This window comes from Gemella parahaemolysans (genome assembly GCF_053758945.1).
In genome coordinates this window covers 107,707-124,581 of sequence record NZ_JBSMTP010000006.1, presented here as the reverse complement: position 1 = coordinate 124,581, position 16,875 = coordinate 107,707, and the positions used below count along the sequence as shown (strand labels likewise).

Below are 16,875 nucleotides of genomic sequence, written 5' to 3'. Positions count from 1 at the left end.
AGGATCAAACTCTCCAAATAAATTTGTTAGCTTGATTAGCTCATTAAAAAGTTTTATAGTTTCTTTTTAAAACTGTCCTTTTTTGGAATTAACGTTGACTTAATTCGTTTAGTTTTCAATGTTCAAATAGTTGTGATTAACAACTTTTATATTTTAACATTTTTAAATTCCTTTGTCAAGTCTTTTTTAAAACTTTTTTTAAAAATGTTTTTCATCTTCTTTCAGAAGACTTTTACTATTTTATCATTTCTTCGAATGTTTGTCAAGAAGTTTCTTTATATTTTTTAATAACTTTTTAACCGTTTACTTCGTTGAAACAATCGACTTCGTCTTTCTTTAAGACTTTTATAAGTTTATCATTTCTTTTATATTTTGTCAAGAGCTTTTTTATAATTTCTTAACATTTAATATTTTGAAATGTTTGATTGTTCGTCTTCTTCTTGAGAAGACTTTTACTATTCTATCATCTGTTTTATGTTTTGTCAATAGTTTTTTTTATTTTTTTAGAAAACTATTCTAAAACTTTATTTTGATGATATAGTCTTATAGAAGACTCTCATTATTTTAGCATTTCTAATTTCTTTTGTCAAGTTTTTTCTTAACATTAGTTATTTAGAAATCCTTTATTGTTCGTCTTCTCTACCAGAAGACTTTTACTATTCTATCATTACTTCTAGATTATGTCAACACATTTTTAAAATTTATTTTTTATTTTTTTCCTTATAATGTGTTTCTTCTATAAAAATTGTAAAAAAAGAGAGAATTGTTTCTTATTCTCTCTTCTTTCTTTTCTGTTAAATATTATAAAAATCAAACACAGTAACTGGTAGATTTCTCTTATGTTCTGATTTAAGATAATGACCTTCTATTATTTTTCTTACGCTATCTGGGACTTCCTTCCCTTCTAAGTAATCGTCTATATCATTATACGTTACCCCAAGCGCTACTTCGTCTTCTAACGCAGGTCTATCTTCTTCTAGGTCAGCTGTTGGTTTTTTAAGATATAAGTGTTCTGGACAATTCAACATCTTCAATAATGCTTTACCTTGTCTCTTATTTAATCTATATAATGGTACTATATCCGCTCCACCATCTCCGTGCTTTGTAAAGAAACCGGTAATCGCTTCTGCAGCATGATCCGTTCCTACTACTATTCCTTTATTCATTGTAGCAATAGAATATTGAGCTTTCATTCTTTCACGAGCCTTCTCATTACCCTTAGCAAAATCTGTAATCTCTACTCCTGCCACCTTTAATGAATTGACACTCGCATCTACTGCATCTTTTATATTTACAGTATACACTTTATCTGGATTAATAAATTTTAATGCGTCATTACAATCATCTTCATCAAATTGTTCTCCATATGGTAGTCTAACAGCTATAAAGTTATACTCTTCCCCTGTCTCTTCTCTCAATTCTGAAATTGCTATTTGACATAATTTTCCACATAACGTAGAATCTTGTCCTCCTGATATTCCTAATACCAAGCTTTTTATGAAATTATTTTTCTTCACATAATCTTTTAAAAAATTGATTGTTAATCTTATTTCCTCTTCTACATTAATATCAGGTTTACATCTTAATTTTTTTATTATTTCCTGTTGTAATGTCATTTTATCACCTATTTATTTCGATTTTTTGTTACTTTTTCTAGAATTGTTTTTCTATTTTCCCAACATGTAGTACTTAAGTCTACTGGATAGAATTCTGGATTTAATAAACGTAGATATTCATTCCACATTAGTTCCTTGTTTTCTCGGAAGTATTGGGCACTTTCATGTACTGTTGGTACTTCATATACTTGGTTACCATTTACAAAAATATCTTCATGAATATCTCTTGCTTCAAAATTTCTAACTTCCTTTTCTAAGTAAGTGTGGGTTGGATGGAATAATTTTATACTAGGTTCTGCTTCAACATCTTCTTTCTCTAATGCTATATAATCTCCAGCGGCCATACCTGTATCTTTATTTATTATTCTATAAACTCTTTTTATTCCTGGAATAGTTAATTTACCAGGGTTTTCTGAAACTTTTAGTCTATCTATCATTTCACCATTCTCATCTTCTAAACATGCAAGTTTATACACGGCACCTAATGCAGGATTATCATAAGCAGTTATTAATTTTGTTCCTACTCCCCAAGCATCAATAACGGCACCTTCTTGTTTCAAATGCGTAATAGTGTCTTCATCTAAATCATTTGACGCAACAATTTTCGCATTTGGATATCCCGCTTCATCAAGCATTTTTCTGGCTTCTTTAGAAAGGTATGCAATATCTCCCGAATCCAATCTAATACCGTGGAAATTAATCTTATCTTTTAATTCATCAGCTACTTTAATAGCAGTAGGTATCCCTGAACGCAGTGTGTCATAAGTATCAACTAAGAAATAACAATCTTTATGTGCTGCTGCATATTTCTTAAATGCAACTTCCTCGTCTTCATATGCTTGAACAAAAGAGTGAGCATGTGTTCCACTACATGGAATATTAAATAATTTTGCTGCTTTAACGTTACTAGTAGCATCAAATCCACCAATAATTGAAGCTCTCGTTCCCCATATAGCTGCATCAAATTCATGAGCTCGACGAGTACCAAATTCCATGCAGACTTCATCTGGACAAAGATGTTTAATTCTTGCTGCTTTTGTTGCAATTAATATTTGGTAATTAACTATATTTAAAATTGCAGTTTCCATTATTTGTGCTTGAATTAGCGGTGCTTCAATTCTTAATAAAGGCTCATTTCCAAAAACAATTTCCCCTTCTTTAACAGAACGAATATTCCCAGTGAATTTCATGCCACTCAAATATTTTAGATAATCTTCTTCATAACCTAATTCACGTAAAAATTCGATATCTGATTTTGAAAACTCAAATGAATTAACATAATCAATAATTTTAGCAAGCCCTGCAAATACTACATACCCTCCTCCAAACGGTATTTTTCTAAAATATACATCAAAATATGATTTTCTTTCGTGTATCCCATCTTTAAAATAAGCATATCCCATATTAATTTGATACAGATCAGTATGCAATGCATCACCTTGATATTTATTCATAATCTCCTCCGATATATGTATAATTTAATTTATTACTTATATATTAACATTTAAACATCATTTTAACAAATATTTAAAATTAAATATATTAAATTTAATACTACTGATTTTTTATTAATACACATCAATCAATACAAATCAACAATTTATTTTATTAATACTTAAAAGTATTTTTATATAATGAAATTTTTTAATTTTAAATATTATTCAAAAAAAAGAAGTAACTGTAGGTTAACCTCTGTTACTTCTCTGATTATTAGTGTTTGAATCTTTTTTGTTAGTTGATTTTTGAGAATCTGTATCTTTTTGCTTACTATCTTTTTTTGATGTATCATCTTCTGTATTTTTTTCATCACTAGAATTTTTGTTTTTTTCTTTATCTGTATTTTTTTCAGATTCTTTTACAGAATTTGATTTGCTGTCATCTTTTTTTGCTAGCTCTGGAATCTTACTGTCATCAATTCTACCATTACCATCTTCTGGTTTTTCTAAATTTCCATCCATTATAGATTTTATTGTTGCTTGAAGAAAATTTTCTTGTAATGGAATATTAAAAATCATCTCTCCTTGGTAACTTAGACCATATTCTTGTCTCACTAAATCCGTTATAAAATATGGATCTTTTAATTTATCTATAACCAATTCATTAACTTTATTCTCTTTTTCAAGATTTTCTATCATTTTATTTTGTTCAGCTAGTTGCTGGTTAATTTGTTTCTTATCTCGAATATAAAAAAAAGTTTGCAATAGAGTTACAGATAATGCAAAGGTCATAATGACTAATATAATAAACTTACGACGTTTTCTATATCTAGCTTTTGCTTTTAATACATCTTTTTTAAATTGATTACTCTGTTCTCTCATTTTCTACTTCTCTTGATTTCTCTGATAGAATTTTAAACATTTTTGTTGCATCTTCTTTCTTGGTACTATCTTTTAACTCCAATACCTCATAATCTACTTCTTTTTTTGCAAAGTAAATAGTAATTCTATCTCCTACCTTTAAAGTACTTGATGGTTTTGCCTTTTTTCCATTGATAGCTATATGTCCTTCTGATGATATTTCATTAGCTATTGTTCTTCTTTTTATAATTCTCGATACTTTTAAAAATTTATCCAAACGCATTTAATCACCCCTAAATATTAGTACAATCTATTATCACATATTTATCTTCTTTTCGCAAATAAAATCCACGATAATCTATGTATTTTTGAAAACTTCTATGATTCAAACCACAAAAGATACACAGCTGAAGGACTTTTCAACTGTGTATCTTTTATATTATTAAGCCCAATTTCCATCTTTGAAAATTGCTACTTCTTTACCATCTGCTGTGTATCCAGTAATATTCGTTGTTGCTTCTCCAATCATAAAGTCAACATGAACTAAACTATCATTAGCACCAACTTCTGCTAATTGGTCATCTGTCATTTCTGGACCACCTTGAACACATGTTGGATATGCTTTACCAAGAGCAATGTGACACGCTGCATTCTCATCAAATAGTGTTTCTAAGAATAGAATTTTTGTATTTGAGATTGGTGAATCATAAGGTACTAATGCCATTTCTCCTATTCTTCTTGAACCTTCATCAGTTTCTAATAAGTTCTTAAGAACATCATAACCACGCTCAGCTCCGAAGTCTACGACTTTACCATTTTCAAATTTCAACCAGAAGTTATCGATTAATACCCCACTGTAGTTTAAAGGTTTAGCATTATAAACAATACCACTAGTCTCATCTTTATGAGGCATTGTAAATACTTCCTCTGTCGGAATATTCGCTACAAATCGATCAGCTTTTTTAGCATAACTTCCTGCACTTTGCCAAATATGATTTTTAGGTAATCCTACATATAAGTCAGTTCCTAAGTCATTTGTGATATGTAATTTAACTAATTCATTTTCGTGTAAGAATTTCGCTTTTTCATCTAAAACTTTAATGTGTTCTTCCCATTCAGCTACAGGATCATCTCCAGTTGAACGACAAGCACTTAATATTTGATCCCAAAGTTTTAAGTAAGCCGCTTCATCATCTAATTCAGGGTATAATCTTTTTGCCCATCCTACTGTTGACGCAGAAACAACACACCAAGGACACTCATCACTCATAATAGACTTCATATAATTACGCATAGCTTTTGAACGTCCTACCATAGACGCTTTTAACTTCGCACTATCTACTCCTGCTAACCCATCTGGATCATCTCCTATAATAGATAAGAATGCTGCACCTTCATCTAACTCGTCTTGATACTTATCAATGTACCATTGACCAACTGTACTTAATGACTCTTCACTTTGATATTTTAAATTTAATTTTGTTAATTCTTGATCACGCCATTCTACAGATACTCTTTTAGCTCCCAATTCATAACAAGCTTCTACAACTTTAGCTACGAATTCACGTGTTTCAGTACTAGCACGAACTAATACCGGTTGCCCTTCTTGAACATTTAGTCCTACTTTCGCTATAAGCTGAGCATATTTTTTTAATTGTGTATTTAAATCCATTTGATTTTCCTCGACTTTTTTATTTTAATTTGCAAATTAAATAAATATCATTTTCTTTAATTGCATATAATCTATTATATCATTTTTTATTAGAGAATATTAGTAGAAGGTTTCAACAATCTTGAAACCTTCATGAAAATTAAACTTCTCTTGTCGCTTGTTTTAGCCATTCTAATTCTTCACCTTCAAAATGAGGAGCTAATACTTCATACACTTTTGCATGATATTTATTTAATTCGTACTTATCTTCACTTGTAAGAAGAGATACATCTATCGCTTCTAAATCCCATGGTACGAAAGTCATTACTTCAAATTCTAAGAATTGACCATACTCATTTTTTACAGTATTTCTAATAATAAGCTCGTTTTCTAAACGAATACCATGTGAACCTGAAATATATAATCCCGGTTCATTAGTCATAGTCATACCGTGTTTAAAAGGTTCTGAGGCACGATAGATTCCCCAGTGAATACCTTGAGGACCTTCGTGAATATTTCCTAAGTATCCTACTCCATGTCCTGTTCCATGGTTAAAGTTTTCATAATCATACCATAATGGAGCACGAGCAAATAAGTCTACATTAGCGCCAGATACTCCTTCCATAAATTTAAGTCTTGATAAACGCAAGTGACATTGAAGAACTCTCGTATAATCTCGCTTTAATCTATCGCTAACTTCACCCATAGCAGTCGTACGAGTTATATCAGTTGACCCTTCTTCATAATGTGCACCAGTATCAGTTAAGAAAAAAGTACCTGTACGTAGTGGAATAGATGTTTCTTCAGATGAAGAATAGTGTACAATAGCCCCATTTTCTGCATGCCCACAAATTGGTGCAAAACTTGGACAAATGAAACCACCCTGTTCTTTTCTAAATTCAACAAGTTTATCAGATGCTGAAAGTTCATCTTCTTGCTCGCTTATCCCTTGTTTAACCAATTGTTTTAGCCAATAGATAAATTTAGTATGCGCTATCCCATCTTTCACATGGGCCTTAATAGTATGTTGTAATTCTACTTCATTCTTAATAGCTTTCATAAGAATTGTAGGATTTCTTCGTTCTACTAATGTAATTTCTTTTGGTATATTATTAAATACCGCGTAGTTTAGGCATCCTGGATCAACTAAAACTACATCATTTCCAGAGAATTTTTTCACATCCTCATATACATCATTATATGGTTTAATGTCAACATTATTTTCCAATAAATGTTTTTTTATTTCATCAGATAATTTTCTTTCATCCACATATAAGTCAACTTTCTCCTCATAAACAACTGCATAACTTAATAATAACGGGAAGAAATCTACATCCATACCGCGAATATTTAATAACCAACCAATATCATCAAGGGTTGTAATAACATGAATATTCGCACCTACTTCATTCATCTCTTTACGCACTCTATCTAATTTGCTAGCAACAGATTCTCCAGCTCTTTCTAAATTCAAATAAAAAGCTGGGGCTTCCGATAAAACTGGTCTATCTTTCCAAATCTCGTCAACTAAGTCTACTTCATATTTCACAGTAGCATTTTTACGTTTTAATCTTGTTGCCAAATCTTTACCTTCACCAAAAGTCACAACACGCCCATCAAAACCTAACACTCCATTTTCCGGAGTATTTTCAGTTATAAATTCTGCAATAGTTGGAACTCCAGGCTCTCTCATTTTTTGTAATTCAATACCTGTTCCTTCTAATTGCTGAGCTCCTTGTAAGAAGTATCTTCCATCTGTCCATAATCCTGCAAAATCTTTTGTCACAACTAATGTACCAGCAGAACCAGTAAATCCGCTCATAAACGCACGAGCTTTAAAGTGTTCACCTACATATTCACTATTATGGAAGTCTGCTGTAGGGACCATGTATACATCTATACCATTTTTCTCCATCAATTTTCTCAATTGAGCTATTCTATCTTTTACTGCCATTTCCCTTACTCCTTTGTTATTTATATTATAATTATATCCCTTAATTTTATAAATTAAAAGTACCTGCTAATTTTTGCACTACACTGTACAGTCATAGCTATTACAACTTTTATTTTATCATATAATAAAAATCTTATCATTGAAAAACACTACATAATTCTGTAATTTTTTAGTATTAGTATTGTCCATAAAAATGAATTATTTTAGCAATTCCTTAAAGTAATCTGTAGCTTTTACTAAAGAATCAATAATTGCAGGTTCTCCTGATGAGTGCCCTGATACTACAATATCCAACTTACAATTATTTAATTTTTTACTTAATTCATATGCTCCTACCACACGACAATCAACATCATAACGACCATGTGCTATAGTTGTTGGAATATCTTTAATAGCCTCAATATTATTTAAAATCCAATTATCATCTTCCCAGAACATATTATTCATCCAGAAATGACACTCAATTGTCGCCATCGAAATTGCATAGTTAATTTCTCCAAAGCTCTGTTCTAAATTAGGATCCGGATGTAAAGTTACTAAACTTCCTTCCCACATACTCCATTCTTTAGCTGCAATTTCCCTCGTCTTTCTATCTTCACTTGTTAGACGCTTATAATATGCAGAAATCATATCGTGACGCTCTTCTACAGGAATAATGCTCTCATATCTTTCGAATGATTCTGGATGAATATTACTTGCTCCACCTTTTTCATATATCCATTCAATGTCTTCTCTTCTTCCTAAGAAAATTCCACGTAACACTAATCCTAAAACACGATCTGGATGCTTTATAGCATAACATAACGCTAATGTAGAACCCCAACTTCCTCCAAATACTAGCCATTTATCAATATTTAAATCTTCTCGTATTTTTTCAATATCCTCAATAATATGCCAAGTATCATTATTTTCTAAACATGCATGAGGTGTTGATTTTCCACTTCCTCGTTGATCAAACAATATAATTCTATAAAACTCTGAATCGAAGTATTGTCTACAACTTGGCGCAGTACCACATCCAGGTCCCCCATGTAAAAATACTACAGGTACACCATGAGGATTCCCACTTTCCTCGTAATAAATCGTATGCATATCATCAACCTTTAACAGTTTAGAAAAATTTTCCTTAATTGCAGGATACAATGTTCTTAGTCCTGTCATAATAGCACCTCCTATTTGTGCATTTTTTATACAATTTAATTTTATCATAAAATAGATTATTTTTCATCATCAATGAAAATAAAGTTTTATATTTTATTAAACATAAAATCATATGATTCTCACAGCTATCAACAGTATAATACATTAATAATTAAGCTATAGCATAAAAACAATATTTAATTTCAACTCCATATCTTCCTATATCGAATTGAAAAATTACCATATAATTTAAAACAATTATAATTAGTAAATTACACTTGAATTATACATATAAAAAAGGAAGAGATTAAACTATTTAAAATAGCCTAACCTCTTTTAACATGACTTTATACCGAAGAATTTATCAGAACTCTTCTTTAATTATATTTTGAAAATATTACTCTTCTACCAGTGTTTCTCCTTCGCGAAGTTCAACTAGTGATGCTAGTTTTTTCTCAAATACGAATACCAATATAGCAACTACTACACAGACGATACCGATACCTAATGAAAGTTTAATAATAGGCACTTCTGCTACTAAAGCATACAATAAGCCGTAACCTTTTGCAGCAGCAAATGTTGCTACAATCCAAACTGCCATCATTATTGATAGAATATGCTTTGGAGAATATTTAGAAACAAATGATGGTCCTAAAGGAGAGAAAAACATCTCAGATACGCTTAATACAATAAAGAATAAAACAACCCATAAGATACTAGCTTTTTGAGTTTCAGGCGCTCCTATTCCACGACTAACTTCAGTTAATGCCAATACTCCAAATGTTGCTCCAAGAAGGAATAACGCGATTGAAGCTTTTTTATATAAGCTCCAGTCCCCTTGTGGACGTTTTGCTAGTTTATACCATAAAGCTCCTAAAATTGGGCCTAAAATAATACATGTTAAACCATTAAGAGAATCTAACCATGACGTCGGAACTGTAAATGTTCCTAATTTATCATCTATAAATTTAGGCATATAATCATATAAAATTACATAAGTTAAATACCAGAATATCCAGAAAACTACTGATAATAATGAAATAATTACAATTGAATAAACACGTCGAATCTCGTATTTTTCTAACGAACGATTAGCCTTTACCTTAGTTTCATGTTTCTCTTCACCTTCAGCAAAAGGACGTTTCCCTACTTCTCCTAAGTGTTTATAACCTAAAACAAACCAAATCGCAGCTATTATACAAAGTAAGCCTGCTATTTTAAAACATTGTAGATATCCATTTGAGCTAGCAGTTGCCAATTTAACATACAGGACCCCTACAGCAGTTGTACCAACAAATGATCCCATATTAATAAATGAATACATTGTTGAAAAAGCATCATCTTTACGTTTTTCATCACCTTCAAATATTCTTCCAACTACAGCTTGCAAGTTACCTTTAAATAATCCTGTTCCAATAGAAACTAAAATAATCATTATCCAAAGCGATGAATATGAACCTACAAATCCTGCGTACCCATATCCTAGTCCCATTAAAATAAGTCCAACAGGAATTAAGTACCTAGCTCCCAGCAACTTATCAGCTACAAATCCTAATAATACTGGCGCAAGATAAGTAAACCCTACTAAATTAGACTGCATTGCCGCACCTTCAACTTTCCCTAATCCGAGACCACTTTCTCCAAAGCCCCCACTTATTACAGCTGCCGTGACATAAATAATAATAAGCCACTTAGAAGAATAGTAAGCACAACGTTCGATACCAAAAGTAATCGAACTCATATAGAATCCCCACGGTTTACCTTTTTTTACCGCAACTTCAGACATAAAAATCCCTTCTTTCTTATGTGATAATCCACTTTTTATTTTATTATATCACAACATATTTTATCATTCAATAATTTTTATAGTAAACGCTGTAATTATTAATTTAATAACGTTGAAATCAAATGTAATTGATGTTATAATTGTATTAAAGTTCATAATATTTTTAAAGGAGTTGTATGATATGAAACTTTCAAGAACTAACAAAATTTTATCTAAAATGAAAGAGCAAGGAATTAATCAGGCTTTAATAAGCGATCCTTATTCAATATTCTATCTTACTGGTCACCTAGAACATCCAGGTGAAAGATTTTACGCTGTTCTTCTTGATGAAAATGGAAATCACAAATTGTTCATCAATGCCCTTTTCCCATTAGAAAAAGACTTAGGATTAGAAAAAGTTATATATTCTGATACAGATAAACCTATCGAAACACTATCACACGCTATCCCTAAAGGTTCAGTTGTCGGAATTGACAAAGTTCTTCCTGCAAGATTCCTTCTACCTCTTATGGAATACCTACCAGAAAATAAATTCGTCGATGTTTCTAAAATCGTTGATCGAGTTCGTATGATTAAAGATGAAGAAGAAAAAGACCTTATGCGTCGCGCTTCACTTCTAAACGATGAAGCTTGTCAAAGAGTTATAAATAGTATTTCGGAAGAAAAATCTGAAAAAGACATTGTTAAAGATTTACTTGCTATTCATGAAGATTTAGGGGTTGAAGGCTTATCGTTCGACCCAATCATTGGATATGGTGCCAATGGAGCTAACCCTCATGGTACAGTAGGCGATAGATATCTTAAACCTGGTGATTCTATCATTATTGATATGGGGGGAATCAAGGATAATTACTGTTCAGATATGACTCGTACAGTATTTTGGAAACAACCAAGCGAAAAAGCACGAGAAGTATTTGAAACAGTACTTGAAGCGCAAAAACGTGGTGTAGCTCTTGTTAAGCCAGGAGTTAGATTCTGTGATATAGATGCTGCTTGTCGTGATTATATTACAGAAAAAGGATACGGAGAATTCTTTACTCACCGTACAGGTCACCATATAGGACTAGAATGCCATGAATACGGTGATATTTCTAGTGTTAATGAAACAAAATGTGAGCCAGGTATGATTTTCTCTATCGAACCAGGTATCTACCTTCCAGGAGAATTCGGTGTTCGCATCGAAGACTTAGTTCTAGTAACAGAAGATGGTTGCGAAGTTTTAAACAAACTTAACAAAGAATTAGTTGTTATAGGCGAATAGTTAATTCAACAAGCTAATATCTCATAAATTAATCCTAAAAAGACGATTGAGCTTTCTTCAATCGTCTTTTTCATTTTATTCAAAATGTTTCTTTAAAAATTCTCCTACAATATTCCAATACTGTTCTCTGAATTTCCTTTCAGCTTGAACATGTTTCATTCCTGGAAAACTATGAAATTCTTTTTCTGAAGTTATTAAATCATAAGCAGCTTTCCCATGTTCTAACGGAACAAAACCATCTTCTTCACCATGTAATACTAATGCTGGAAGTTTAGTTTCTTTCAAAGCTTTTGTTGCATCTACATCACCAAAGAAATATCCGGCTCTTATCTTCGTTACTGTATTTGCTGCAGGAATTACAGGGAAACTCGGTAAATTAAATAATTTTTTCAATTGATATGTGAACTCTACTTTTAAATTCACATACCCACTATCTTCAATAAAAGTTTTTACATTAGAAGGTAAATCCTTACCTACTGCATTCATCACAGTAGCTGCACCCATACTAATTCCGAATAATGCAGTATCGGCATTATTATTCTCTGATGATATTTTCTTCACCCAATTAACTAAATCATCAGAATCGTAACCCCCCATAGAAATAAACTCACCTTGGCTATTACCGTGAGCTATTAAATCTGGCGCAAAGACACTATAGCCCATATCATAGAATTTCTTGATATAATTAACCATTTTCTTAGCGTCACTAGTGTATCCGTGAACTACAAATATCCATTTTTTAGCATCTGGATTAACAAACTTGTATCCTACAAGTTTATTTTTAGTAACAGATTCCATTTCAACAGTTTGCTTTGTTTCATCAAACCACTTGTTTAAAACTGTTTTATCTTCTTTACTCCCATCACTATCTTGATTAACTATAGCACCCTTATCAACCTTTGGATTTAATCCAAAATTATAAAAATAGTTTCCAACAAAACCAAATGCAACAACCACTAAAATCAGCAGTGTCGCTAATATTTTTTTAAAATGTTTTTTCACTTGTCTTTACCTTTCATCTTCAAATTCGATAAAACTATTATACTATCACTTGAAATAAAAGTAAACAAAAAATAACACTAATAGAGACTTGAGATATCCCTATTAGTGTTATTCTTCTATTCTATTCTATTCCATACTTCTCTTTAATTGCATCTGCCACTATCATTCCTGTGAACCAGGCAACCATAAGATTGTAACCACCGATTTCTCCATGTAAATCTAAAATTTCTCCTGCAAAATATAAATTCTCTATTTTTTTATGACTACATGTCTTCGGACTTACTACTTTAAGATCTACTCCACCTGCTGTAGTAAAAGCATATTCTAATGGCATCGTCTTAACATCAACCAACTCATAACGTTTGATTTTCGCTACAAACTTTCTTAACTCTTTTTTACTAACATTTTCTGGGAAATGTTTTTCAATCATGAAGTTATAAAAACTCTTCGGTAATTTTCCTTGTAAGAATTTGTTATCTTCCCATAATTTAGCAAAAAGTTCTTCCTCATTAAGGTCAGGATAAAAGTCTAGATAAAATCTATCTTCTGGATAACGAGCCACAAATTCTCCCATTGAAATTGATAACGGTCCACTTAATCCTTTATGCGTGAATAGAAGATCTCCGCTTCTCTCGTTTTTCTTATGGAACATTCTTACATTTTGTAATGCAACCCCAGACAATTCTCTAAAATCTTCAAAAACTAAGGCTACTTCACTAGGATATATTTTAGTAATCTTCACGCCATGTTTTTTAAGAATTCTATGCAATGAACCATCACTTCCACTCTGAGGATATGTTTTTCCTCCAGCACAGACTACAATATTCTTTCCGTAATACGTATCAATATTTGTTTTTACACCCACTAGTTTATCATCTTCAAATACTAAGTCTTCTACTTTCTCTTTATAGTTAATCTTTGCATGATCTATTTTAAACGCATTAACGACATCCCTAGACTTTTCACTAGCTGGGTATAATCTTCTATTTTCTTGTTTTAATTTCAAATTATGCTTGTCAAAAAACTTCTTAACATTATATTTATGATAAGCACTTCTTAAAAATCTACCATTATGTACAGCCGCGACAAAATCTTCAGCATTGTCACTACTCATAACATTACAACGTCCATTACCTGTTAAAAGCAATTTTATTCCTGCACGTCTATTCTGTTCAAGAACTAATACTTTTAAACCACTATCATTAAGTCTATCCGCTATCATAAGCCCTGCACTTCCAAGCCCTATCACAATTACATCATATTTCATCTTAAATCTCAACTTTCTCTTAATTTAATCAAATATCATCTAATTATAACATGTAATCTATGACTTTCAAATTTTTCTATTATCAAACATAAATTTATACTATATGATAACAATTAAAATTTCACAAATTTCCTTTCTTCTTATTGGAATTTTTACCTATTTTGTAATATACTAAAGGGTATGTGTTAAACAAAATTTTAACGAAATATTAACATTCTAGCTTAGACAATTTTAAAATAAAGGATTTAAATAATGAAATTTAAAAAAATTAGTATTCTGATTTTACTCCTTGTTTTTTTAATTCCAAACTTCACCAAAGCAGATGATGTATTTTTAGATAACAATGCAGTAACAAACTTAAGCAATGTTAATACTCATCTCGTAGTTTCGGAATTAAATACAGGAAAAATTATATCTAAACGTGGAGAAAATGAAAAATTATCTGTAGGTAAATTACCAAACTATCTTGCGCTTTACCTACTTACTGACAATTTAAAAAATAAAAAAATAACTGTAGATGACAAAATCAATATTACTAGTAGAGACGACATTCTTTCTAAATACAAAATAGAATCGTCAATTACAGTTAAAGATGCGATTTTTCTATTAGAAAACGAAAATTCTAATAGTCTTAATCAAGCAATATTTACTCACTTTAACATAACTCTTGACAAAGCTAAAGAAACATTAGCTACCATGTCTCTAATTGACACTAAATTAGAATCACTAGATAACAATGGGAATAATATTAGTACTGCTAAGAATATCTCTTATCTTACTAGTTTAATTCTTAAAAATTATCCTGAGATTACAGAAATCACAAAAAATCCAGAACACACTTTATCATCTGGTGAAACAATCAAAAATAGCGTTGAGTTTAAAGAATCAGATAAGTTTAGAGTTTTAGGATTAGATTACTCTGATAAAAATAGTGTAACTTACGCATACAGTGGTAACACTAAATTAATTATCACAGTATTAAACCAAAGTGATGACAAAGCTACTTATTTTGATAAACTTCAAAAAACATACGATTACTTATTCTCAAACTATAAATATAAACTAGCTCTTAAAGCTGGAACATATACTATAAACAATGAACGTATTACTTTTAACGGAGATATTTATGATCTATTCTATGAAAAACATTCGATTAAAGATGTAACATATCTTCTTATGAATAAAAAAATACTTCTTTTCCAGAAATACGAAACAGTATCAGCAAATGAAGGAACAGTATTCTCTGACTTTACTTCTGATGATAGTATGAGTAATCTAGAAAAAATCAAATCAAACTTCATCAATGACGATAACTTTGATAAGAAAGATAATTACGAAAAAACTACTATCGTTATAGATCGTACAAAATACTTCGCTACGGGTATACTTGCAATATACACACTTGTTTTTGCAGCGCTATACGTAATGAAACAAGTTGTTAGAAAGGATTAACTATGGAGCAAAATAATTTAGTTTTCGAAGTTGATGGTACAATTTATGAGCTTGTTTACAACTTCAAAGATGCCTTTCAAAAAGAAACATTTGAAGAAAAACTAGTAGACGTGTTAAAAAATAAACCATATATCGTAGGAGATATTTCTCACGAAAAACTACGACTTACTGGATTCATTTTAACAAAGGATAACAACAATCCTAAAAACATAAACAACCTTGAAGATTACATACTAGAATACTGTAATTTCGGGGCGCCATTCTTCGTCGTTAAAAAACGAAATTCATAATAGTAAAACCTAAGATGAGATTATCCTCACCTTAGGTTTCTTCTTATTCTAAACTTAATAAAGCATCTATTTAAATAAACTTAGCACAAACTGCCTCAGGTACAACTACCTCAGAAGCAACAACAATTAACTCTCCTGTTTTCTTATTAACAGAGTACACAGTAATTGTCCCACTATTTTCATTTGTCGCAATTGCTAAAGTATTATCTTTAGAAAGGTCAAAATCTCTAGGACCTTGCCCATAAGTACTAATAGTTTGAAGGTGTTTTAAGCCTGATTCTGTATTTTCAAAAACAACTATCGCATCTTGTCCTCTATTAGAAACATAAATAAATCTATTATCGTTTGAAATTTTTATCGCACTACCTTTATTGTCTAATGAAAAACCTTCAGGCAATGTAGGATAATATGTTGGATTTGTTAAATTTCCCTCTCCATCATAATCAAAAGCAATTACTTCACTAGTAAGTTCTGTCATCACAAAAGCTCGTCTTTCATCACTACTAAATACTATGTGGCGAATTCCACTTCCATCTTTAGCCTTAAAAGTAGCTACTTTTTCTAATATTCCTTCTTTAAGCTTGTATGATGTAATTTCATCAGTTCCTAAATCACATGAGAAAACATATTTTTCACTTGGAGTAAATCCTGAAAAATGCACGTGAGGTTTCTCTTGTCTTTCATGCACTCCACTTCCTTCGTGATGATCTGTTGATAAGTGTTTTACAAGCTCACCATTTTCAACAGAATAACTATCGATCGTACCTAAATGATAGTTCGCTGATAATAAAGTATTTTTATCCGAGTTTAACTCTACGTAACATGGAGGATTCCCTTCTTGGGCAACCGATGTTAATTCTTTCAAATCACCATTTTCTTGAACTTCAAAGCTTGTAACAGCACCTTTTCCATCTACTCTTGATACACTATATAAATATTTATTATCATTAGACAATGCTAAATACGTTGGATTGTCAACCTTAGCTACATTTCTAACTTCTAGGACTTTCCCTTCTTCAGATAACTCAACTAAGTATATTCCTTCACTATCTTGTTTTGTATATGTTCCAATATATGCTCTTACCATTATTTTTCCTCCTACTTTCTATAAATTTATTATAACATTTTCCAAAAAAATTTTATAAAATTTTCTCTCGCC

General features: G+C 31.0%; 14 protein-coding genes. 3 read left to right on the top strand and 11 right to left on the bottom strand.

Annotated elements, in window-relative coordinates:
* Nucleotides 1–794: 794 nt before the first annotated feature.
* From nadE to ACWOBP_RS05475, 8 genes are all read right to left on the bottom strand, one after another.
* Nucleotides 795–1,616, bottom strand: coding sequence for an ammonia-dependent NAD(+) synthetase (nadE, locus tag ACWOBP_RS05510; protein WP_455337836.1), 822 nt, complete (start codon nt 1,614–1,616; stop codon nt 795–797).
* Nucleotides 1,617–1,624: 8 nt separating this feature from the next.
* A complete protein-coding gene (locus ACWOBP_RS05505) occupies nt 1,625–3,070 on the bottom strand; it encodes a nicotinate phosphoribosyltransferase (protein WP_455337835.1) in 1,446 nt (481 codons plus the stop codon).
* A gap of 231 nt (nt 3,071–3,301) precedes the next feature.
* Nucleotides 3,302–3,934, bottom strand: a complete 633-nt coding sequence (locus ACWOBP_RS05500) for a septum formation initiator family protein (RefSeq protein ID WP_455337834.1) — start codon at nt 3,932–3,934, stop codon at nt 3,302–3,304.
* Nucleotides 3,918–4,196: an RNA-binding S4 domain-containing protein gene (locus tag ACWOBP_RS05495; protein ID WP_455337833.1), complete on the bottom strand. Its 279-nt coding sequence runs from the start codon at nt 4,194–4,196 to the stop codon at nt 3,918–3,920. The genes ACWOBP_RS05500 and ACWOBP_RS05495 overlap by 17 nt, the downstream gene beginning before the upstream one ends.
* A 159-nt stretch (nt 4,197–4,355) precedes the next feature.
* Nucleotides 4,356–5,585: an aminopeptidase gene (locus ACWOBP_RS05490; RefSeq protein ID WP_455337832.1), complete on the bottom strand. Its 1,230-nt coding sequence runs from the start codon at nt 5,583–5,585 to the stop codon at nt 4,356–4,358.
* Nucleotides 5,586–5,724: 139 nt separating this feature from the next.
* Nucleotides 5,725–7,518: an aminopeptidase P family N-terminal domain-containing protein gene (locus tag ACWOBP_RS05485; protein WP_455337831.1), complete on the bottom strand. Its 1,794-nt coding sequence runs from the start codon at nt 7,516–7,518 to the stop codon at nt 5,725–5,727.
* Between the two features lie 198 nt (nt 7,519–7,716).
* Nucleotides 7,717–8,679, bottom strand: coding sequence for a prolyl aminopeptidase (gene pip / locus ACWOBP_RS05480; protein ID WP_455337830.1), 963 nt, complete (start codon nt 8,677–8,679; stop codon nt 7,717–7,719).
* Nucleotides 8,680–9,055: 376 nt separating this feature from the next.
* Entirely contained in the window at nt 9,056–10,444 is a 1,389-nt protein-coding gene (locus ACWOBP_RS05475; protein ID WP_455337829.1) for a peptide MFS transporter, read from the bottom strand.
* Nucleotides 10,445–10,625: 181 nt separating this feature from the next.
* Between ACWOBP_RS05475 and ACWOBP_RS05470 the strand changes: the two genes are divergently transcribed.
* A complete protein-coding gene (locus ACWOBP_RS05470) occupies nt 10,626–11,705 on the top strand; it encodes a M24 family metallopeptidase (RefSeq protein WP_455337828.1) in 1,080 nt (359 codons plus the stop codon).
* Between the two features lie 75 nt (nt 11,706–11,780).
* Here the strand turns inward: ACWOBP_RS05470 and ACWOBP_RS05465 are convergent, their stop codons facing one another.
* A complete protein-coding gene (locus tag ACWOBP_RS05465) occupies nt 11,781–12,707 on the bottom strand; it encodes an alpha/beta hydrolase (RefSeq protein WP_455337827.1) in 927 nt (308 codons plus the stop codon).
* Nucleotides 12,708–12,828: 121 nt separating this feature from the next.
* Nucleotides 12,829–13,974, bottom strand: a complete 1,146-nt coding sequence (locus ACWOBP_RS05460; protein WP_455337826.1) for an NAD(P)/FAD-dependent oxidoreductase — start codon at nt 13,972–13,974, stop codon at nt 12,829–12,831.
* Between the two features lie 252 nt (nt 13,975–14,226).
* Between ACWOBP_RS05460 and ACWOBP_RS05455 the strand changes: the two genes are divergently transcribed.
* The gene (locus tag ACWOBP_RS05455; RefSeq protein WP_455337825.1) at nt 14,227–15,426 is read left to right on the top strand and encodes a hypothetical protein; all 1,200 of its coding nucleotides are present in this window, start codon (nt 14,227–14,229) and stop codon (nt 15,424–15,426) included.
* A gap of 2 nt (nt 15,427–15,428) precedes the next feature.
* Nucleotides 15,429–15,716 carry a YutD-like domain-containing protein gene (locus ACWOBP_RS05450; RefSeq protein ID WP_003144636.1) on the top strand — a complete coding sequence of 96 codons (288 nt, stop codon included), beginning with the start codon at nt 15,429–15,431 and terminating at the stop codon, nt 15,714–15,716.
* 70 nt (nt 15,717–15,786) lie between these two features.
* On the opposite strand, the gene ACWOBP_RS05445 is transcribed toward ACWOBP_RS05450, so the two are convergent.
* Nucleotides 15,787–16,803 carry a lactonase family protein gene (locus tag ACWOBP_RS05445; protein ID WP_455337824.1) on the bottom strand — a complete coding sequence of 339 codons (1,017 nt, stop codon included), beginning with the start codon at nt 16,801–16,803 and terminating at the stop codon, nt 15,787–15,789.
* Nucleotides 16,804–16,875: the final 72 nt, after the last annotated feature.